This window comes from Alteromonas sp. KUL17 (genome assembly GCF_006538305.1).
In the GTDB taxonomy this organism is placed as follows: Bacteria; Pseudomonadota; Gammaproteobacteria; order Enterobacterales; family Alteromonadaceae; genus Alteromonas; species Alteromonas macleodii.
In genome coordinates, this window is record NZ_BJKJ01000010.1 from 60,480 (window position 1) to 80,093 (window position 19,614).

Sequence of the window (19,614 nt, forward strand, 5' to 3'; positions counted from 1 at the left end):
CTGTGATCTCATACTCTCTTTTGCGGATAGAGTCACCGGTACAGGTGTATTTGAACAGTTTTTTAGTGAGTTAAAAGATCCTCGTCAGTCCGCTAAGGTGGCGCATTTATTCACTGATATTTTATTCCTCGTAGTATGCGCTTCTATCGCCGGAGCCAAAGGCTGGGAAGACATCGAAGATTTTGGTGATTTGCACTTTGACTGGTTCAGCCAGAACGGACTATTCAAGAATGGATTGCCCGTTCATGAAACTATCGCCCGAGTCATATCAAGAGTCGATAGTGAACAGTTCCAGCGCTTTTTTATAGGTTGGATGCAGTCAGTCGCAGAGTTATCCGACGGGCAGCTAATTGCGATTGATGGTAAACGGCTTTGCGGTTCTTACAATCGTGACGACAGGCAATCAGCCATCCATATGGTGAATGCGTTTGCCACAGAAAATAATGTGGTATTAGGGCAGATTAGGACCCAAAGTAAGTCGAATGAGATCACGGCCATTCCAGCCTTACTTGACCTGCTGGATATCAAAGGTTGCTTGATATCGATAGATGCGATGGGCTGTCAAACTACTATTGCCGAGAAGGTTGTAGAGGGCGGAGGTGATTACCTTCTGGCCCTGAAAGGTAATCAAAAAGAGCTGCACGATGCTGTGCGCGATGAGCTTTCGGGTGCCATAAACCAGGAAGTCATTTGCCTGGAGAAAAATCATGGACGAGACGAAGCAAGAGCGTACAATGTTATGGACGCGGCATCGTTAATCGATAGATTCCCGGAATGGAAAGGGCTAAAAATGATGGGCGCTACGTTAAGCTACCGGCAACCCAAAAACGGTAAAGAATCTTTGGAATACCGGTACTACATCAGTTCAGCCCATTTGACTAAAGCACGCTTTGCCAATGCAGTACGTAGCCACTGGGCAGTAGAAAATAGTCTTCATTGAGTGCTTGATGTCTCAATGAAAGAAGATGAATGTCAGATATATCGTGGCAATGCTGCCGAAATACTGTCGGGGGGCGAGAAAGTTAGCCTTAAATATGCTTCGTGCTGAGACAACCAGAAAAGTGAGTGTGCCACGGAAACAAAAACGCGCACATGGCAGCACTGATTACCTAGAGATGGTGTTAGCAGCAGGTTTGGTAGCGTTGAACAATAATTGAGCTTTCATGCTCTCGCCCTAGTTAGACAGGCTATGAAATTTCCTAGCTGAATTTAATTTTATAGTTATTGTTGCGAGAGTATTATTAGATATACGTAGGTTTGATTATAACTTGTACAGCTTTGTGCTATATTCAATAAAATTGTGATACTCGGGAAAATTATGCAAGTAAACATCAATTCAACGTCCTCACTTCTCAGCCAAGTGCAAGAGAAGCAAGAATCCTTGATGGAAAAGCTTGCCAGTGGTAAGAAAATTAACGATGCAACTGACGGCGCAGCAGCCCAGCAAATCATCGACCGGTTAACTTCAGAAGTAGAAGGCAACCGCCAGGCTATTAATAACGTTTACGACGGAATTTCGGTGGCGCAGGTTGCAGAGGGTGGTTTAGGCAGCATCAATGACGATGTAAACCGCATTCGCGAACTTACCTTACAATCTGGTAATGGTGTTTTAAGCAGTGGTGATCGCCGTGCTATCCAATCTGAAATAACACAGCTACAAGAGAATATCTCCCAAACCATTGAGCAGACGAATTTTGCTGGCAAGCCGTTACTATCTGAAAATGGCTCACTTGAATTCCAATCAGGTTCAAGTGCGGGCCAATCAATAAGCGTCAATACACAAGATGTTGCAGCTCAATTAAACGATGTGTTGTCTATCGATATTACGTCGGGAACCAGCATTGAAGATGCGCTAGGTGCAACTGATGCTGCAATAGAAACGCTCGGTAACGCGCGAGGCGATTTAGGTGCTACTCAAAACCGTTTCGAAAGTGCGGCGCGTTCTCTTACTCAAGCTAATGTCAACACCGCTGAAGCGCGTAGCCGCATACAAGATCTTGATTTTGCTCAAGCTGCGTCACAGCAGGCGTCAAACGATGTGCTTGGTCAGGCGGCGCTAACCGTTCAAGCGCAAGCGAATCAACAGCAAAGTCAGGTTTTATCACTGTTGAGTTAAACCGACATACGTTAATTTTGCTAAAATTAATCGAAAGAAGCAGGGTAACCTGCTTTTTTTATTGATACATTTCCGAAAACAGCGGTTGCGCTCCGATCTTTTGTCGTTACAATTTATAAATGCGCTAAACTGTAAATAATAACAAAGCGTTCTCGGGGAATTGATGAAGAACATTTTGCTGGTTAGTGACAACCAGGAACTTATTCAAAACTTGGAAACTATCGTTACCTTCATGGGAGAATCGTGTCAATCGCGAGGCTTTAGTGATTGCGAACGGTATTTGCAAGATAGTGGGGCTGATGCTGTTCTTATTGAGCACATATCGCCAGCCATAGTCAGCGGACTGGTTGAGAAGTTTCCTCACATACCATTTGTAGCATTGGTTGAAAATAATAGCCAAGCAACCGCAGGTTGCAATCTCGTTAGCGTTATTGCAACGCCATTAACCTATCCCGTTTTGACCCAAGCTATCCATCGTTGCCAAGAATACTCAAGGCGCAAACCGAGCTTGTCTCGTACATCGGGAACAAAGACGCGACTGTTCAGAAGCCTTATTGGTAAAAGCGAACAAATACAAATAGTTCGTCGATTAGTTGAACAGGTTGCTCCAACTGATGCCACTGTCTTGATTCTAGGTGAGTCTGGAACAGGTAAAGAGGTCGTTGCACGTAATGTTCACTTCTTATCTGAACGCAAAGACGGGCCATTTATTCCGGTAAACTGCGGTGCAATTCCTGGCGAACTGCTGGAAAGCGAGCTGTTTGGTCACGAAAAAGGCGCGTTTACTGGCGCAATCAGCGCGCGTAAAGGCCGTTTTGAGTTAGCGGAAGGCGGTACGTTGTTTCTGGATGAAATCGGTGATATGCCGCTTCAGATGCAGGTTAAATTATTGCGCGTGTTACAAGAGCGTACCTTCGAGCGCGTAGGCGGCAACAAGCCCCTTCAATGTAACGTACGCATCATCGCCGCGACGCACCGCAATTTGGAAACCATGATCAGTGAAGACAAGTTCCGTGAGGACTTGTATTACCGACTCAACGTGTTCCCAATTGATAGCCCTGCACTCAGACAAAGAAAAGACGATATCCCCTTACTGCTCCAAGAGCTAAATAGTCGTATCCAAGGTGATGGGGTTGAAGGTGTGCGCTTTACCGAGCAAGCGATCGCCTCGTTAATGGAGCACGAATGGGCGGGCAACGTTCGTGAGCTGTCTAACTTGGTTGAACGCTTAACAATTCTTTATCCTGGTCAAATCGTTGATATCGCCGATTTACCTGAGAAATATCAATACGGTGATATACAGGCTTACGAGCCTGATTATCCCGAAGAAATTCTTGAGCGTGAAGCATTCAATGCACTCTTTGCTGAAGCGGCCGCGCAAGAGCCTGAAGAAGATCTTAACGAGCAAAGCCATGAGGGTTTGAACGGAATGGTTTCTTCATCTTTACCTGAGGAAGGGGTTAATCTCAAAGAGTACCTTTCTGAGTTGGAAGTAAACCTCATTCGACAGGCGTTAGACAATCAAGATTGGGTGGTGGCTCGAGCTGCCGACAAACTTGGTATGCGCAGAACAACGCTCGTCGAGAAAATGCGGAAGTACGATATTCAACGTACTGAAGAAGCGTAATGTCAGGTAATTGACGTAGCGCTTTCTTCTATAATTTTATCCTATCTAACTGAAAAATAAGCCAATGATGAATTGGCACATCTTCTGCTTTATCTAAGCCATAGTTTAACAGCGTCTGCAATTTGACGAGGGCAATATGGCTTTTGACAGCACACCACAATCAACTGAGTACTCAGCATCAAGCTATGCGTTAGATAGTATTGATAATGCGATATCTCGTGATGAATACGACCCCTCAAGCAGTGACGATGTTTCGTCTTTGCGGTTGCAGGCGAGTCGACTTGAACACTTACTTCAGGTAATGCCTGCGGGCGTTATCGTTATAGACGGCAAAGGGATCGTACGCCAAGCCAATGAACAAGCGAAAGCACTGTTAGGTGAACCGCTGGAAGAGGAAGTGTGGCGAAGTATTATCACGCGCTCATTCAAGCCTCGCGCTGATGACGGCCATGAAGTCTCACTTGTTGACGGTCGCCGAGTGAAGCTTTCTATCACGCCATTAGAAAATGAGCCTGGGCAATTAATTGTTATTACCGACTTAACCGAAACGCGGCAACTGCAAGCACGCGTGAGTCATATGCAGCGCCTGTCTTCTCTCGGAAAAATGGTGGCATCCCTTGCTCACCAAATTCGTACGCCTCTTTCTGCGGCCATGCTCTATGCGTCTAATTTAACGCGCAAAGGCTTGGGACAAGAAGCACAAACTCAATTTGCAAACAAGCTAACTGACAGGCTTAAAGAGCTAGAGAGTCAGGTTAACGACATGCTGCTTTTCGCTAAGTCAGGGGAAGAACAAGTGGTCAGCCAAATTAGCTTGGGAGAGTTGTTTACTTCAATTGAAGGCAGTGCCCAAACCATGACGGCTCAAGCACAGCAAACGCTAACTTTTAGCGGCTTCGATAAAAACGTATCTATTACCGGTAATCTTACAGCGCTTCAAGGCGCGTTATTAAACCTTGTTCACAACGCGAGCCAAGTTACTCCGAAAGGGGAGTGCGTGCACGTAGAAACTGCAGTGTCTGATGAACGTTTGCATGTGGCCATTATAGATAAAGGTCCTGGCGTACCGGATAAACTCAAAAACAAAATTTTTGAACCGTTTTTCACAACTAAAACTCATGGCACGGGCCTTGGTCTTGCGGTTGTTAAATCCGTCGTAAACGCCCACAACGGTTTGCTTAGCGTATCAAATATGCCAGAAGGTGGGGCGTGCTTTAGTGTGTCTTTGCCGTGTGTGGTGAACGCTCAATCTTCACAAACATTGACTCATGTTGCGTAGGTCATAGGAGAGAATAATGTCTAAAACTACCATTTTAATTGTTGAAGATGACGCAGGATTACGCGAAGCACTCCTAGACACCCTTCTGTTAGGTAACTATGAGGTTGTTGCCGCTGACTGTGCTGAAGAAGCGTTAATGGTGCTGTCTTCGCGCTCCGTCGATTTAGTGGTAAGCGATATTCAAATGGGCGAAATGAGCGGTTTAACGCTACTTAAAAGTATCAAAACTAAGTACCCCAATATGCCGGTGCTATTGATGACAGCCTATGCCACTATTGATGATGCCGTGCAGGCAATGCGCGATGGCGCTACAGACTATCTATCAAAACCGTTTGCCCCAGAAGTACTGCTTAATTTAGTGGGACGCTACGCGCCGGCTCAAAAAATAGAGTCTCGCACGCCTATTGTTGCTGACCCTTCAAGCTTGAAGTTACTTGAGCTTTCTCGCAAAGTCGCGAAGTCCGACGCCACTGTGATGGTAATGGGACCAAGCGGTTCGGGTAAAGAAGTGCTGTCTCGCTATATTCACGATCAGTCGCCGCGAAGTGATGCGCCATTTGTCGCCATCAACTGTGCAGCCATACCAGAGAACATGCTAGAAGCGACCTTGTTTGGTTACGAAAAAGGTGCGTTCACTGGCGCAATCCAAGCTTGCCCGGGTAAATTTGAACAAGCCCAAGACGGTACGCTGTTACTTGATGAAATAACCGAGATGGATTTGGCGCTTCAAGCTAAACTGCTACGCGTGTTACAAGAGCGCGAAGTAGAGCGTCTTGGCGGACGTAAAACCGTTAAGCTCAACGTCCGTGTTATTGCTACAAGTAACCGAGATTTGAGAAAAGCAGTGGATGCGGGAGAGTTCAGAGAAGATTTGTACTACCGCTTAAATGTATTTCCTATCGAGTGGCGCCCGCTTTCGGAACGTCCGGGTGATATTGTCCCTCTTGCCGAACACTTGGTTCAGCGTCACGCTAGTTCTCAAGGGCTGGGTACTATCAGGTTAAGCGCAGCAGCACGCAATAAGCTGTCACAATACAGCTGGCCAGGGAACGTTCGCGAACTAGAAAACGTGGTTCAACGGGCGCTTATTTTATGTGAACACAATGAAATCGACGCCAGCGATTTAATGATTGACGAAGACATGACGGCACCTGTTGAAACACTGCAAGAGCATGTTGAAGAAAATAGGTTAGGGTCTGAGCTTCGTTACCAAGAACACCAAATTATCCTCGATACATTGGTGTCGTGTAACGGCAAGCGTAAAGATGTGGCAGAAAAGCTCGGCATTAGTCCAAGAACCCTTCGTTACAAATTAGCGCGCATGCGCGAAGACGGTATTGAAGTGCCCGCATAAGGTCGCTTTCTACACTTTCGGTTTCCTCGTCCTTATCCGTCGCCTCTGTAGTAAAGAAGGCGGCGGTTTTTTGTTGCTCACACTAAGTCAAACGCCATAAATTTGGCTAACCCTCTCTCTTTTAATGTATCCTGTTGATATATATAGCTTTTTAAAGTTGGCAAGCCCTTTGCTAAATCCCCTCTATACATAAGTTATACGCCGATGTTCAGGCGGTCTCGAAAAAGCACTAGGAGTGGTTATGGACGTTAAAGCCAATAGTTTGTATCAAGAAATGCAGAACATGATTGGGCAAACTCGTCTTCAAGTTAATGAGCCTCAACAGCAGCCGCTTAGTGAAGTTAATAGCTCGGCAAGTGATTTCTCGACCATGCTAAAGAATGCGGTAGATGGTGTAAACGGCATGCAGCTCGAATCTAAAGACGCGCAGCAGCGTTTTGAAATGGGCGACCCTAACTTAAGCCTAGCTCAAGTTATGCTGACGAAAGAAAAGGCAGGCATTGCTTTTGAAGCCACTGTTCAAGTGCGTAACAAAGTACTTGAAGCCTATAAAACAATAATGAATATGCCGGTGTAGGTGGAGTAGGTTATGGCTGAAGCTACAGGTACAAACCTTACGGTTCCTGATCAAAATCAAGCAGTGGACAATGAGCCAGAAAACAAATCTGGTTTTATGGACACTTTAGGTAGCGCAGATATGATGCGCCAAATGGCCCTTGTGGTTGTTTTGGTAATCTGCGTCGCCATCGCTATTTTTATTCTTATCTGGTCGCAAGAACCTGATTACCGTCCACTTGCGAAAATGGAAACCCAAGAGCTTATTGAAACCCTCGATTATATGGATGCAAACCAAATCGACTATAAGCTTGAAGGCAATATTGTTTACGTAAGAAGTGACGAATTCCAAAACATCCGTTTAGGCATGACACGCCAAGGGTTAACAAAGGCCTCTGATGCCGGTACCGATATCATTATGCAGGATATGGGGTTTGGTGTGAGCCAGCGTGTTGAGATGGAACGTCTAAAACACGCCCGCGAGCAACAAATCGCGGCTACCATCGAAGATATCGCGAGTATTCAAAAAGCCCGTGTCTTGTTAGCTATGCCTAAAGAGAACGTATTTGCGCGAAGAGAGAAGAAAGCGTCAGCAACCGTTGTGCTAACGGCTAAGCGCGGTGCCGTTATTGCAGGTGAAGAAGTTGATGCTGTTGTCGATATCGTGGCGTCTGCAGTGCAAAATATGGAGCCGTCTAAGGTAACCGTAACAGACAGCAATGGTCGTCTGCTTAACTCAGGCTCTCAAGATTCTATGAGTGCTCGTGCCAGAAAAGAATATGAAATTGAGCGCCAGCGTGAGCAAGAGTACTTAGAAAAAATTGACGCGATACTGATTCCAGTATTGGGCATAGGTAACTACACAGCACAGGCTGACGTTACCATGGACTTTACAGCTATGGAACAAACACAACGTAGCTACAACCCTGATTTACCTGCAGTTCGCAGTGAAATGATAATGGAAGAAAACAGCGTAGGTGGCGGTGTTGGCGGTATTCCTGGTGCACTGTCTAATCAACCTCCATTAGATTCTAACATTCCAGAAAATGCAGTGGGCGGCAGTCAACAAACTATGCCTGGGCGCACAGCAAAAGAGTCTACGCGCAACTACGAACTTGATACCACTATCAGTCATACCAAGAAACAGACAGGGGTTATTCGCAGATTAAGTGTATCTGTGGCGGTGGACTATACCCAAGTTGCGGGTGAAGACGGTGCGATGACGCCAACACCGCGTAAGCAAGAAGAGATTCTCAACATTCGTAGGCTTTTACAGGGCGGCATTGGCTTTGACGTAACCCGTGGTGATTCGTTAGAAGTTGTAAGCGTGCCCTTTACTCGGATGGACGCAGGGGAAATTGAAGACGCGCCTATTTGGGAGCAGCCCGGATTTCTACCAATTCTTAAGCTAGTTGTTGGTGGCTTGGTTATAATAGTGCTTATCATCTTCGTGATTCGTCCTATGCTACGTCGTCTTATTAATCCTGATGAGTCGAACGACGCCGATGAATTTGATGCAGACGAAGGCTTAGATTTAGGCGATGACACCATTAGCATGTTAACGTCTGACTTTGACGAAGGACAGGTAGGTTTTGCGCCAGATGGTTCACTCATGCTGCCTGACCTGCACAAAGATGAAGATGTACTTAAAGCCGTACGTGCCCTTGTGGCCAATGAACCTGAGTTATCAGCCCAAGTAGTGAAGGGCTGGTTAATGCAAGACGAGTAGTGAGATAAGATTATGGCTGAAGAACTTGCCAATGTTGACGAGCCGTCATACGACGTCAGTAAATTAGAAGGCGTAGAAAAAGCGGCCATCTTGCTGCTGAGTCTTTCTGAAGAAGACGCCGCCCAGATATTGAAACACTTAGAGCCCAAGCAAGTACAAAAGCTCGGTACTGAAATGGCAAAAGTGGACGATATGACGCAAACCAAAATTACGGCGGTTCATAAGCACTTTATCGAAGAAATTCAGAATTACAGTACCATTGGCTTCCAAAGCCAAGACTTTGTTAAACGTGCGCTCACAGCCGCGTTAGGTGAAGATAAGGCCGCAAACCTAATTGATCAAATCCTGATGGGAAGCGGTGCAAAAGGCCTAGACTCATTGAAGTGGATGGATTCTAAGCAAGTAGCCAGCATTATTCGCAATGAGCACCCGCAGATTCAAACTATCGTATTGTCTTATTTAGAGCCTGAACAAAGTGCTGAAATATTGGCGCAGTTCCCTGAAAAAGTGCGACTCGACTTGCTAATGCGTATAGCAAATCTAGAGGAAGTTCAGCCGGCTGCACTACAAGAGCTGAACGAAATCATGGAGAAACAGTTTGCAGGTCAAGCGGGTACACAAGCAGCCAAAATGGGCGGCTTGAAGTCTGCAGCGAACATTATGAACTACCTAGATACCGCGATAGAAGGTCAGTTGATGGATGCTATTCGCGAGCAAGACGAAGAGATGAGCCAGCAAATTCAAGACCTGATGTTTGTATTCGACAATTTAGTCGATGTAGACGACAAGGGTATTCAGGCCATACTGCGCGAAGTACAGCAAGACGCGCTGCTTAAAGCCATTAAAGGTGCTGACGAAGAGCTTAAAGACAAAATTATGCGCAATATGTCTAAGCGTGCTGCTGAAATGCTTAATGATGATTTGGAAGCGCTCGGTCCTGTGCGTATTAGTGAAGTGGAAACAGCGCAGAAAGAGATCCTTTCTGTTGCCCGTCGACTTTCTGACTCTGGTGAAATCATGCTTGGTGGTGGCGGTGGCGAAGAGTTCCTGTAGGAACGCTAGTCCCGTCACTCATTTAGCCTAGGTAAATATATGACTGCCAAAAAAAGTTTCAGCGAAAACGAAGTAAATGAAGCTAAAAAATGGGACCTACCTTTCGTTGATGACCCTACTGCACCCCGAGAAAACGAGCCGACCAATGCGTTAAACAAACGTTCGGACTGGAAGTATGAACCGCCTGAAGTTGAGGAAGAGATTAAGCCGCCTACCGCTGAAGAAATAGAAGCTATACGTCAGGCTGCTTATGATGAAGGTTATCAGGAAGGTAAAGAAAAAGGTTTTGAAGAAGGAAAAGCGCAAGGCCTTGAAGCAGGTTTAGCGGAAGGTAAAGAGCAAGGTCACACCGAAGGACTTGAACAAGGGCTTGAAGAAGGCCGCCAGCAAATGACGGCACAAGCCGAAGTGTGGCAAATGCTTGCTGAAAAATTTCACGACCCACTCTCGCAAGCCAACGATGAAACCCGAGATCAATTGGTAAAACTCGCCGTTACTCTTGCAAAAGCAGTTATTAAAACAGAGGTAAGTACTAACCAACAGGTTATAATGCAGGCGTTAAGCGAAGGTATTAAGGCGCTACCAATTAATCAAGCTGACTATCAAATTCATATGAATCCTGAAGATATTGAATTGGTAAAAGCGTATTTTGGTGAAGAGGAAATGACCAAAAAAGGCTGGAATTTGGTTGAAGCACCAGCAATGGAACGCGGTGGTTGTGACATTACCACTGCGCAAAATGCCGTAGATGTGTCGATTGAGCGTCGATGCCGCGACGTTATCGATAAGTTTCTTTTAAACCAAGGTTTATCTAATGACTAGCCCTTGGCATGCCCATTTTGAATCACTTACTAAACAAGTGACATCGCCACCCGTTGTTGCGGCGGGAAAATTAGTCCGGGGCATAGGGCTTACCCTTGAAGCTGTAGGTTGCCAGCTGCCGGTGGGCAGTCAATGTTTAGTGCAAACCATCGAAGGCGAAATAGAAGCTGAAGTAGTTGGCTTTGGTGATGATATTACCTATTTGATGCCCACTGAAGCGGTTCGCGGTATTGTGCCAGGGAGTCGCGTTATGCCGTTAAACCGGCAAAGCGGTTTGCCGGTAGGTATGGGACTGTTGGGTCGTGTGGTCGATGGCAACGGTCAGCCCCTTGACGGACTGGGTGAAATCAATGCCGAAGCGCGAGCTCCCACCACGCGTCCTCCTATGAACCCGCTCATTCGCCGTCCAATCAACACCCCTATGGATGTTGGCGTACGTGCCATCAATGCGTTAAATACGGTTGGCGTTGGTCAGCGTATGGGGCTTTTTGCAGGAAGTGGCGTGGGTAAAAGTGTGCTACTTGGCATGATGACCCGAGGCTGTGAAGCCGATGTGGTCGTGGTTGGGCTTGTAGGTGAGCGTGGCCGAGAAGTAAAAGAGTTTATTCACGAAATACTGACAGAAGAAGAACGCCAACGGGCGGTTGTAGTGGCAGCGCCAGCCGATACTTCACCGCTTATGCGTTTAAAGGGCTGTGAGACGGCGGTAACTATCGCTGAATATTTTCGTGATAAAGGCATGAAAGTACTGCTGCTGATTGATTCTTTAACACGCTATGCCATGGCGCAGCGCGAGATTGCTTTGGCTGTGGGTGAGCCACCGGCCACAAAAGGTTATCCGCCTTCGGTGTTTGCTCGGCTGCCCGCACTAGTAGAACGTGCAGGTAACGGCAGCGAACGACAGGGCTCTATAACGGCTTTTTATACGGTGCTAACCGAAGGTGACGATTTGCAAGACCCCATTGCCGACGCCGCTCGCGCAATTTTGGATGGTCACGTAGTGTTGTCGCGAACCCTTGCCGATAGCGGTCATTACCCTGCTATTGATATTGAGGCGTCAATAAGCCGTGTAATGCCTATGGTCGTGAGCGAAGAACATCAATTGATGGCGCGTCGTATTCGCCAGGTTTACTCAAACTACAAACAAAACCAAGACCTCATTTCTATTGGCGCTTATGCGAAAGGATCAGACCCGCGTATTGATCTGGCAATTCGCGCAGAGCCTGCAATCAACGCTTTATTGCAGCAAGGGATGAAACAAGTCATACCGTATGACGAGAGCTTAGAAGGCATGGCTGCACTGGCTAAAGGGCTGGGGCAAGGCTAATGTATAGCGCTGCAATGCAAGTTAGCTTGCCTATGATCCAGAAGTCATCAACTTTCCAAAAGGTATCGCATAATGTCTAAACAATTAGAACGTTTAGCCGAATTCGAGCGCGAAAAAGAGCAGCGAGAAGCCCGATACTACAAACAGGCCCAACAGAACGTTAATCAGCAAAAGCAAAAGCTAACCAGTCTTGAGCAGTACCGCATTGACTACATAAAAGGTATTCAACAAACCGGTCAAGCAGGTGTTACCGCTACCTATTATCAGCAGCATTTATCCTTCGTTGGAAAACTGGATAAAGCGTGCGAACAACAGATGCAAGTGATTGCTCGTGCACAAATGGCGGCGGATCAGCGAAAGCAGCTTTGGCTAAAGCAACAACAAAAAGTGAAAGCTGTTACCTTGTTGCTAGATAAGAAAAAGTTAGCAGAGCAGAAAAAAGAAGCCAGAGCTGAGCAGGCCATGATGGATGAGTTTGCTACCCAACGATTTTTCAGAGCTAAGCGCTCGCCTTTCTGATAATTAGTCGAGCCTCTGCCACTTTGGCTCAACCCTTGCAAAAACCATTTCATAATGTACTAGCGCGACGTAATTACTTTGCAATCGCTACTACGGTAAATCATCGTTTCTTTGAGTTTCATCACACAGTATAGCGTTTGAAATTTAGCGAGGGCGACTAAGGGCCGTAGCGAAAAATCATAGCGATACATGCTGACTAAGTAATGCTAAGTGATTGTAATTAAAGTAAGCGTTGGTGGGTTTGCGATGAAATGGCATCAAGTTTTTTGTAATAAAACGCCACGTGAATCATTCGCATCACGATACGTCTTCTTGGTGAAAGACGATTTAAATGTAGGACGGTAGGACAATATGCAACAAGTTGCCGCACATAAAACAGACATTGCCGCATTACCATTCACTGCTTCTGGTACGGCGAAAGCCGTTGGAACGGGTATCGGAACTCAGCAACAAGCGAACAATGAAAATAACCAAGCATTTAACCGACTTTATCAAGACGCGAAAACGACCAAGTCAGATTTTGTTTTAAACGAAAAAGAAGATCAGGTTGCTCAATCTCGAACAGCAAACCGTTCGGACAGAGCGGCTCCCCAATCTTCAGTCTCCAGTGACACGATCAAAAATGGTAAAGACCGCGATGCGGGACATACAGATTTACCTGTTCGTGACGAAGTCACAGATATTCCAGCTGAGCCTGAAGCTGGCTCTCATAATGCAAATCAAGAAGAAAATGCAACGCTTGGTGCGCAAGGTTCAGCAACGACAACGCAACCCTCGACTGACGGTGAAAATACCAATCTCGTTATTGACGACGCTGAAGGCGCCGTTGAACAAAAAAGCGTAACCGACGCGCAGTATGTCATTGGAGAAGGCGGCAGGAAAGATGCCGAGGCTGGCGTTATAACCTCACCTGGCACGCCAGACGGAAAGCCAAGCAAAGACGACGGCGAGCCAGACTGGATTGCCTACGTTGAGACGGTAGCCAATCGTTTTGGAAAAAGTGATGAATCTTCAGGTGAATCAGGTACCACAGAAGATAAGGGTATCTCTGAAGCTGCAGGCGAGGCAGTTAACGTCGTATCTATAAAAGAAACGGAAAACTTTGGAAGCTTCCGGAGGATGTGGATGCGAGCGATATGCCATCGGTCATGGCTCATCTGTTGTCGCAACTTAATAGTAACAATGATGGTGAATTAGCCATCGAATCCCTGTCGTCTGAAGCACAACAAACACTCACTGCACTAACTTCACTTCTTATTGGTGGCAACGCTAACAATCAACAGAGTGGAAGTGATAGTGAAACGAACAATGCGTCTTCAAATGCGCAAACCGATATCAATACTAATTCAGATAAAAAAGTAAAAAATGACAATGAGCTTTCAGCATTAATTGCCAAGCTCATGCAGACTGAGCACACAGAAAATCCCGAACAAGGTCTAGCGTCAGACACTGAAGCCGCAAATGCATTAAGCGGTATGTTAGAAACGTTAAATGGGCTATCTGAAAGCGGTAAAAAATCGGCCGATGAATCGCTCGTACTAAGTCTACTAGCAGATGAACTTAACAATATTCAGGCAAAATCTCTTGATGACAATCTCGCCGAGGCTCAAGAGTTATTGGCCGAGTTAACTTCAGAGGCAGCTGTTGCCGGCAGCGTGGCGGTAAATGCAGCAGCATTAAGCGACGCTAAATCAGCATCATCTGAGGGGCTGTCAAACGTTGAAAACAGCGGCGAGCAAACCAAGGTAGTTGATTCTTTTGGTGCTACAGAAATTTCAAACGACCTGCTTTCAGCGATAAGTGAGCTATCGCCACAAAGCGCGCAAAAGGCAACGGAAGCGTTTGCAGAGCGTGTAGTCGCGGCTCTGCCTAGTGGTGCGCAGCAACAAGCGGTGAAGGCTAACATTATCGCTGGCATTAACGAGTTTCAGCAACAAGTCCAGCAAGGTAGAGAGCCTGGCATTGATTTATCAACTATTGTTGCCGATGCCGCAAAAGATGCTGCGGTAAGTGCTGATGTGGTTGCCTCAATGACAGCGCGTGTAGACGGTCAAGCCAGTCAATTCTTAAATTTGATGACGCAAACTCAAGCAAGTGCTCAACACGCTATTGCTGGATTGGTCAATCCAACTGAATCGGTTATGCAGGAAAACGCTCAGCTTCGCGCTGAAGCGTCAAAAACTCAGCAGCAGTTTGAAGGTTTTGATAAAGCGGTCAATATTCATAAGAGCGACGGCCAGCAGCAGCTTAGTGAGAAAATTCGCTGGATGGTTAATGCGCGAAATACCATGGCTGAAATTCGCTTAGATCCTCCCGAGCTTGGCAGTATGCAGGTGAGAGTAAATGTGGCGGGTGACGCTGCAAGCGTGAGCTTTGTTGTACAATCACAGCAAGCTAAAGATGCGTTGGCCGATGCTATGCCTAAGCTAAGGGATATGCTTTCAGAACAGGGTATTGAGTTAGGCGACGCCCAAGTTAGGAAAGATAATTCTTCTGGTCAAGAAAATGGCCAGCAACTTGCAGGAAACAGTCACCAAGGTCAGGGAGCTGGGGATCGTGGAGAAAATGACGGTGTAGACGACACGGATGGCATGCGGGTTATTGAGCAGTCGATTTCGCGCGCGGACAAGGGCGGCATAGACTTTTACGCTTAACCACATCCCGTATGAATTATTACCAATAGGTCGCATAGAGAGAATACGTAAACGCTGCTATGTTTTGAATGAAAGGAGTGAGCAGTAGGTGGTATTAGAGGGTATTAGGAAGCGTGAAGACGCAAAAAATTACCCGTACACATATTGTTTTCCTCAAATTATGGCATTGCCATTTTTGACGGAACCTTGATAATACGTTTTTTCCGAGCATTACTGACGAGTTACACATGGCTGAAGAAGAATTACAAGTAGAAGAAGGCGGTAAAAAGAAAGGCAAAATGATGTTGATCATCATTATCGCTGTGGTTCTTTTAGGAGGCGGTGCAGCTGCCTATTTCTTATTGTTTGCAGGCGGTGATGAGCCAGCAGCCGAACAGCTTGCCGAGACTGATGCCGCCGCAGCGGCTGCGAGTGCACCAGCATCAGCAGCAGGGAAAGCTGAAATGGGCACTGCGCTTTACGTAGCGATGCCGCGACCTTTCGTTTTTAACGTGCCGGGTTCGGGAAGAGACCGATTGGTTCAGATAAAAGTGCAGCTGCTTGTGCGTGGTTCAGACAACGAAGAACTGGCCAAAACACATATTCCGCTAATTGAAGGGACATTACTTCAGGCTTTTAGTACGTCAAATGCAGACGATCTGGTTACCGAAGCCGGTAAAATTGAGCTTCGCGAGCAGGCGGTAACCGAAGTGCAGAAAGCATTAAAAGACATTACGGGCAGCGATGTAGTTGAGCGCGTATTGTTTACTGGGTTCGTCATGCAGTAATGCATTGACCAAGTAAGGTAGAAGACGGTGAGTGATTTATTATCTCAAGATGAAATCGATGCCCTATTACACGGGGTAGATGATGTAGAAGAAGAAGAGGTTGGCGGTAGCGACTCTGATGCTTCTACGCTCGAGTACGACTTCTCCTCGCAAGACAGAATTGTGCGTGGGCGTATGCCTACGCTTGAAATCGTTAATGAACGTTTCGCACGTCACATGCGTGTGAGTTTGTTTAACATGATGCGACGATCAGCTGAAGTATCGATTAACGGTATTCAGATGATCAAGTTTGGCGAATACATTCATACGTTATTTGTTCCAACGAGTTTGAACATGGTGCGTTTCCGTCCGCTTAAAGGCACGGGACTTATCACCATGGAAGCCCGCTTGGTATTTATTCTGGTAGACAACTTCTTTGGCGGTGATGGACGTTATCATGCGAAGATTGAGGGCCGAGAGTTTACGCCTACCGAGCGCCGTATTATCCAGATGCTGCTTAAAATAATCTTTGAAGATTATAAAGAAGCCTGGGCACCGGTCATGGATGTGTCGTTTGAATATTTGGACTCAGAAGTTAACCCTGCGATGGCGAACATTGTTAGCCCGACCGAGGTTGTAGTTATTAGCTCGTTTCATATCGAGCTAGATGGTGGCGGTGGCGACTTCCACGTGTCTTTACCATACTCAATGCTAGAGCCAATTCGCGAACTGCTTGATGCGGGTGTTCAAAGCGACAAAGAAGATACAGACTTACGCTGGAGTAAGGCCCTTCGCGATGAAATTATGGACGTTAAAGTGGCGTTAACTACGCATATGCTAGACGTCGATGTTCCACTTCGCGATGTGATGGAGTTTAAGCCTGGCGATATCATCCCTGTGGAGATGCCAGAAACCATCACAGTATTAATTGAAGATTTACCCACGTTCAGGGGCAAGTTAGGTCGCAGCCGCGATAATCTTGCTCTGAAAATTGTAGAAAAGATTGCAAGACCGACTTCAGTGAAGTCTGAGCTACAGTTATTAACCCGCGGTGGGCGCATTATTGATAATGACGCAGAACTGCAAGTACTCGAAGAAGACCTGTAAGGTAGAGGGGAGTTCCCATGAGTGAAGACGGTATGGACGATTGGGCAGCGGCAATGGCCGAGCAAGCCGAATCTGAAGCGGAACAAGAGGCTGGCGATAACGAAGACGTACAAGTTGCCGAACTTGACGAATTAACTGACGACGCGCCTATCACGCAAGAAGAAAAGAAAAAGCTAGATACTATTCTAGATATTCCTGTGACTATTTCGATGGAAGTCGGTCGTAGTCAAATAAGTATCCGAAATCTGCTACAGTTGAACCAGGGTTCTGTGGTGGAGCTGGATCGTGTTGCCGGTGAGCCACTAGATGTATTAGTTAATGGCACGTTGATTGCTCATGGAGAAGTAGTAGTGGTCAACGACAAATTCGGTATTCGATTAACGGATGTTATTAGTCAAATTGAGAGAATCAAGAAGCTCAGATAAAACTTCTTATAAACTAAGGGGTTGCGCAATGCTGCCCCTTTTATTCTGTGAATTGGCCTTTGCGCAGTCAACCCAGTCAATCACTAATCCCACGTCGGTACTGTCAATTTTCCTTTCTTTACTTGTCGTTGTTGGCGTCATTTTCGCTCTCGCTTATGTGATGCGTCGATTTAATGTCACTGCGATGGGTGGCAATCAAATGAAAGTCGCGGCAAGTATGGTTGTTGGCACAAAAGAAAAAATCATGGTGATTCAGGTAGGCGAAGAGCAGCACCTTATTGGCGTGACCAGTCATAACATCTCTCATTTAAGCAAATTAGATAAGAATCTCGATGTGCCTGTGAAAGGTGTAAACAAAACCACAGGCGAGCAACAAAATGGCGCAGATGCATTTAAACAAAAGCTTGTTGCTGCCATGGCAGGAAAGCTCAACCCGAACATAGATAAAAACAAAACACAGGAAGAGTCGAGAGATGCGTAAGTTTGCCTGGCTACTTTTAATACTACCTTTATTATTTCTCGTTGAGCCTGTTTATGCTCAGCAGGGAATTTCAGCCGTCACGGTGACAACTAATCAAGATGGCTCTCAAGACTATACCATGACACTTCAAGCGCTGTTTATCATGACAGCGCTAAGCCTTATTCCTGCGTTTATCATGATGATGACTTCTTTCACGCGTATTATTGTGGTGTTGTCGATTCTGCGTCAGGCGATTGGCTTACAGCAATCACCGTCAAACCAGATACTCATTGGCGTTAGTTTGTTTCTATCCATGTTTATTATGGCGCCGGTGTTTGAAGAGGTGAACGAGCGAGCTTTACAGCCCTATCTTAACGAGCAGCTCACCAGTTTAGACGCTCTTGAGCAAGCCAAAGGCCCTATGCGCGCGTTTATGCTTTCTCAAACACGGGTAAAAGACTTAGAAACGTTTGTACGAATAGCCGGAGACGAAGGAAAATACGCTGATACCAATGAAGTACCGCTAACCATCCTTATTCCCGCATTTGTAACCAGTGAACTTAAAACCGCGTTTCAAATTGGTTTTATGCTATTTATTCCCTTTCTTATTATTGACTTGGTAGTAGCATCTATATTGATGGCTATGGGTATGATGATGCTTTCACCTATGATTGTATCCTTACCGTTTAAGCTGATGTTGTTCGTGTTGGTTGATGGTTGGAACTTGATTTTCGGCACTTTGGCGACCAGCTTCGGCATGGGCGTCTAGGAGGGCTTATGTCACCAGAAGTCTTTGTAGAAATACTGCGAGAAGCCATGTTCATGGTTATTGTGTTGGTATCTGCGGTGATTGTTCCAAGCTTGATCGTAGGCCTAGTGGTTGCTGTGTTCCAGGCAGCGACCAGTATCAACGAGCAAACCATGAGCTTCTTACCGCGCTTGCTTGTTACGCTTCTCGCATTGAGCTGGGGAGGCAACTGGTTGGTGCAACAGCTTATGGATTTTACTTTCAGAATGGTTGATATGATCCCGCAGGTTGTGGGCTAGAAGGCTGACGTTGTGGAAGTCGAACTCGCGACCATCAATCAATTTCTTGCGGACATGCTGCTGCCGTTTATGCGCATTAGCGGCTTATTCGTGGCCATGATTGGCTTGAGTGCTAAATCAATTCCCCCGCAGGTAAGAGCCTTGTTGGGTATAATGCTCACGCTTATCATCATGCCGGTAGTGCCCCCGTCACCCATAGAAAATTTGGTGGATGTGGGCACATTTTTAATCGTTATTCAGCAATTACTTATTGGTATTGCTATTGGTTTTATATCAATGATGGTGCTCAATACCTTCGTGCTTGCAGGTCAAATTATAGCAATGCAAACCGGTTTGGGGTTTGCGTCAATCGTTGACCCGGTAAACGGTATTAACGTGCCCGCAGTCGGCCAGTTTTATCTGATACTAGCGACTTTGTTGTTTTGGACTTTAGATGGGCATTTGTCCATGATCCAAATGATAGTAATGAGCTTTGAGGCGTTTCCTATAGGCGAAGCATGGTGGACCGGTGAACAGTTCCGCGATATTGCCCATTGGGCAGGCTGGATGTTTATATCGGCAGTGACCCTCTCTCTTGCGCCAATTGTCTCGCTGCTTATCGTGAACTTGGCGTTTGGCGTAATGACCAAAGCTGCACCACAGCTAAACATTTTTAGTATTGGTTTTTCCATTGCTCAGGTAATGGGATTACTGATTATTTGGATAACACTTGATAACTTTACTGCACACTTCGAAACCCAATGGTTTAGAGCCGAACAGTTTATGTGTGAACTATTGAATATTTGTTCGTAGGA

The 19,614-nt window shown here is 46.2% G+C and carries 19 protein-coding genes and 1 pseudogene; all 20 read left to right on the top strand.

The genetic code is table 11. The annotated features are described in order from the left end of the window. Positions 1-10: 10 nt before the first annotated feature. The 20 genes and pseudogenes from KUL49_RS10800 (at position 11) to fliR (ending at position 19,612) form a co-directional block, all read left to right on the top strand. Positions 11-1,157: pseudogene (locus tag KUL49_RS10800) on the top strand (ISAs1 family transposase). 161 nt (positions 1,158-1,318) lie between these two features. Then, the gene (locus KUL49_RS10805) at positions 1,319-2,116 is read left to right on the top strand and encodes a flagellin (protein ID WP_131137284.1); all 798 of its coding nucleotides are present in this window, start codon (positions 1,319-1,321) and stop codon (positions 2,114-2,116) included. A 163-nt stretch (positions 2,117-2,279) separates the two neighbouring features. After that, positions 2,280-3,743, top strand: a complete 1,464-nt coding sequence (locus tag KUL49_RS10810) for a sigma-54 dependent transcriptional regulator (RefSeq protein ID WP_131137285.1) — start codon at positions 2,280-2,282, stop codon at positions 3,741-3,743. Positions 3,744-3,879: 136 nt separating this feature from the next. After that, positions 3,880-5,022 (top strand): PAS domain-containing sensor histidine kinase, encoded by a 1,143-nt coding sequence (locus tag KUL49_RS10815; RefSeq protein ID WP_131137286.1) that lies wholly within the window; start codon positions 3,880-3,882, stop codon positions 5,020-5,022. A gap of 16 nt (positions 5,023-5,038) precedes the next feature. Beyond that, a complete protein-coding gene (locus KUL49_RS10820) occupies positions 5,039-6,376 on the top strand; it encodes a sigma-54 dependent transcriptional regulator (protein ID WP_039224852.1) in 1,338 nt (445 codons plus the stop codon). A gap of 241 nt (positions 6,377-6,617) precedes the next feature. After that, positions 6,618-6,953 (top strand): flagellar hook-basal body complex protein FliE, encoded by a 336-nt coding sequence (gene fliE / locus KUL49_RS10825; RefSeq protein ID WP_014948630.1) that lies wholly within the window; start codon positions 6,618-6,620, stop codon positions 6,951-6,953. A 12-nt stretch (positions 6,954-6,965) separates the two neighbouring features. Further along, a complete protein-coding gene (gene fliF / locus KUL49_RS10830) occupies positions 6,966-8,660 on the top strand; it encodes a flagellar basal-body MS-ring/collar protein FliF (protein ID WP_014948631.1) in 1,695 nt (564 codons plus the stop codon). Positions 8,661-8,672: 12 nt separating this feature from the next. Continuing rightward, positions 8,673-9,713 (top strand): flagellar motor switch protein FliG, encoded by a 1,041-nt coding sequence (gene fliG, locus KUL49_RS10835; RefSeq protein WP_014975903.1) that lies wholly within the window; start codon positions 8,673-8,675, stop codon positions 9,711-9,713. Positions 9,714-9,752: 39 nt separating this feature from the next. Then, entirely contained in the window at positions 9,753-10,535 is a 783-nt protein-coding gene (fliH, locus tag KUL49_RS10840; protein ID WP_131137287.1) for a flagellar assembly protein FliH, read from the top strand. Beyond that, positions 10,528-11,862, top strand: a complete 1,335-nt coding sequence (gene fliI / locus KUL49_RS10845) for a flagellar protein export ATPase FliI (RefSeq protein WP_014948634.1) — start codon at positions 10,528-10,530, stop codon at positions 11,860-11,862. Before fliH ends, fliI begins: the two co-directional genes overlap by 8 nt. A gap of 72 nt (positions 11,863-11,934) precedes the next feature. Further along, complete coding sequence (gene fliJ / locus KUL49_RS10850) at positions 11,935-12,381, top strand: flagellar export protein FliJ (RefSeq protein WP_014948635.1); 447 nt, start codon at positions 11,935-11,937, stop codon at positions 12,379-12,381. Between the two features lie 351 nt (positions 12,382-12,732). Beyond that, a complete protein-coding gene (locus KUL49_RS21135) occupies positions 12,733-13,578 on the top strand; it encodes a hypothetical protein (protein WP_242633801.1) in 846 nt (281 codons plus the stop codon). Next, a complete protein-coding gene (locus KUL49_RS21140) occupies positions 13,542-15,035 on the top strand; it encodes a flagellar hook-length control protein FliK (protein WP_242633802.1) in 1,494 nt (497 codons plus the stop codon). Before KUL49_RS21135 ends, KUL49_RS21140 begins: the two co-directional genes overlap by 37 nt. A gap of 227 nt (positions 15,036-15,262) precedes the next feature. Then, a complete protein-coding gene (gene fliL / locus KUL49_RS10860; RefSeq protein WP_131137288.1) occupies positions 15,263-15,802 on the top strand; it encodes a flagellar basal body-associated protein FliL in 540 nt (179 codons plus the stop codon). A 27-nt stretch (positions 15,803-15,829) separates the two neighbouring features. Continuing rightward, positions 15,830-16,888, top strand: a complete 1,059-nt coding sequence (fliM, locus tag KUL49_RS10865) for a flagellar motor switch protein FliM (RefSeq protein ID WP_131137289.1) — start codon at positions 15,830-15,832, stop codon at positions 16,886-16,888. A 17-nt stretch (positions 16,889-16,905) separates the two neighbouring features. Continuing rightward, on the top strand, positions 16,906-17,313 hold the full coding sequence (fliN, locus tag KUL49_RS10870; RefSeq protein WP_014948639.1) for a flagellar motor switch protein FliN: 408 nt from the start codon (positions 16,906-16,908) through the stop codon (positions 17,311-17,313). A gap of 28 nt (positions 17,314-17,341) precedes the next feature. Then, a complete protein-coding gene (gene fliO / locus KUL49_RS10875; protein ID WP_101563700.1) occupies positions 17,342-17,794 on the top strand; it encodes a flagellar biosynthetic protein FliO in 453 nt (150 codons plus the stop codon). After that, entirely contained in the window at positions 17,787-18,542 is a 756-nt protein-coding gene (gene fliP, locus KUL49_RS10880; protein ID WP_131137290.1) for a flagellar type III secretion system pore protein FliP, read from the top strand. Before fliO ends, fliP begins: the two co-directional genes overlap by 8 nt. Before the next feature lie 8 nt (positions 18,543-18,550). Next, positions 18,551-18,820 carry a flagellar biosynthesis protein FliQ gene (gene fliQ / locus KUL49_RS10885; RefSeq protein ID WP_012517675.1) on the top strand — a complete coding sequence of 90 codons (270 nt, stop codon included), beginning with the start codon at positions 18,551-18,553 and terminating at the stop codon, positions 18,818-18,820. Positions 18,821-18,832: 12 nt separating this feature from the next. Then, positions 18,833-19,612 carry a flagellar biosynthetic protein FliR gene (gene fliR, locus KUL49_RS10890; RefSeq protein WP_014978604.1) on the top strand — a complete coding sequence of 260 codons (780 nt, stop codon included), beginning with the start codon at positions 18,833-18,835 and terminating at the stop codon, positions 19,610-19,612. The last annotated feature ends 2 nt before the right edge of the window (positions 19,613-19,614 follow it).

Coding starts and splice junctions, on each gene's coding strand:
- KUL49_RS10805 (WP_131137284.1), top strand. CDS start 1,319: ATGCAAGTAAACATCAATTCAACGTCCTCACTTCTCAGCCAAGTGCAA.
- KUL49_RS10810 (WP_131137285.1), top strand. CDS start 2,280: ATGAAGAACATTTTGCTGGTTAGTGACAACCAGGAACTTATTCAAAAC.
- KUL49_RS10815 (WP_131137286.1), top strand. CDS start 3,880: ATGGCTTTTGACAGCACACCACAATCAACTGAGTACTCAGCATCAAGC.
- KUL49_RS10820 (WP_039224852.1), top strand. CDS start 5,039: ATGTCTAAAACTACCATTTTAATTGTTGAAGATGACGCAGGATTACGC.
- fliE (WP_014948630.1), top strand. CDS start 6,618: ATGGACGTTAAAGCCAATAGTTTGTATCAAGAAATGCAGAACATGATT.
- fliF (WP_014948631.1), top strand. CDS start 6,966: ATGGCTGAAGCTACAGGTACAAACCTTACGGTTCCTGATCAAAATCAA.
- fliG (WP_014975903.1), top strand. CDS start 8,673: ATGGCTGAAGAACTTGCCAATGTTGACGAGCCGTCATACGACGTCAGT.
- fliH (WP_131137287.1), top strand. CDS start 9,753: ATGACTGCCAAAAAAAGTTTCAGCGAAAACGAAGTAAATGAAGCTAAA.
- fliI (WP_014948634.1), top strand. CDS start 10,528: ATGACTAGCCCTTGGCATGCCCATTTTGAATCACTTACTAAACAAGTG.
- fliJ (WP_014948635.1), top strand. CDS start 11,935: ATGTCTAAACAATTAGAACGTTTAGCCGAATTCGAGCGCGAAAAAGAG.
- KUL49_RS21135 (WP_242633801.1), top strand. CDS start 12,733: ATGCAACAAGTTGCCGCACATAAAACAGACATTGCCGCATTACCATTC.
- fliL (WP_131137288.1), top strand. CDS start 15,263: ATGGCTGAAGAAGAATTACAAGTAGAAGAAGGCGGTAAAAAGAAAGGC.
- fliN (WP_014948639.1), top strand. CDS start 16,906: ATGAGTGAAGACGGTATGGACGATTGGGCAGCGGCAATGGCCGAGCAA.
- fliO (WP_101563700.1), top strand. CDS start 17,342: ATGCTGCCCCTTTTATTCTGTGAATTGGCCTTTGCGCAGTCAACCCAG.
- fliP (WP_131137290.1), top strand. CDS start 17,787: ATGCGTAAGTTTGCCTGGCTACTTTTAATACTACCTTTATTATTTCTC.
- fliQ (WP_012517675.1), top strand. CDS start 18,551: ATGTCACCAGAAGTCTTTGTAGAAATACTGCGAGAAGCCATGTTCATG.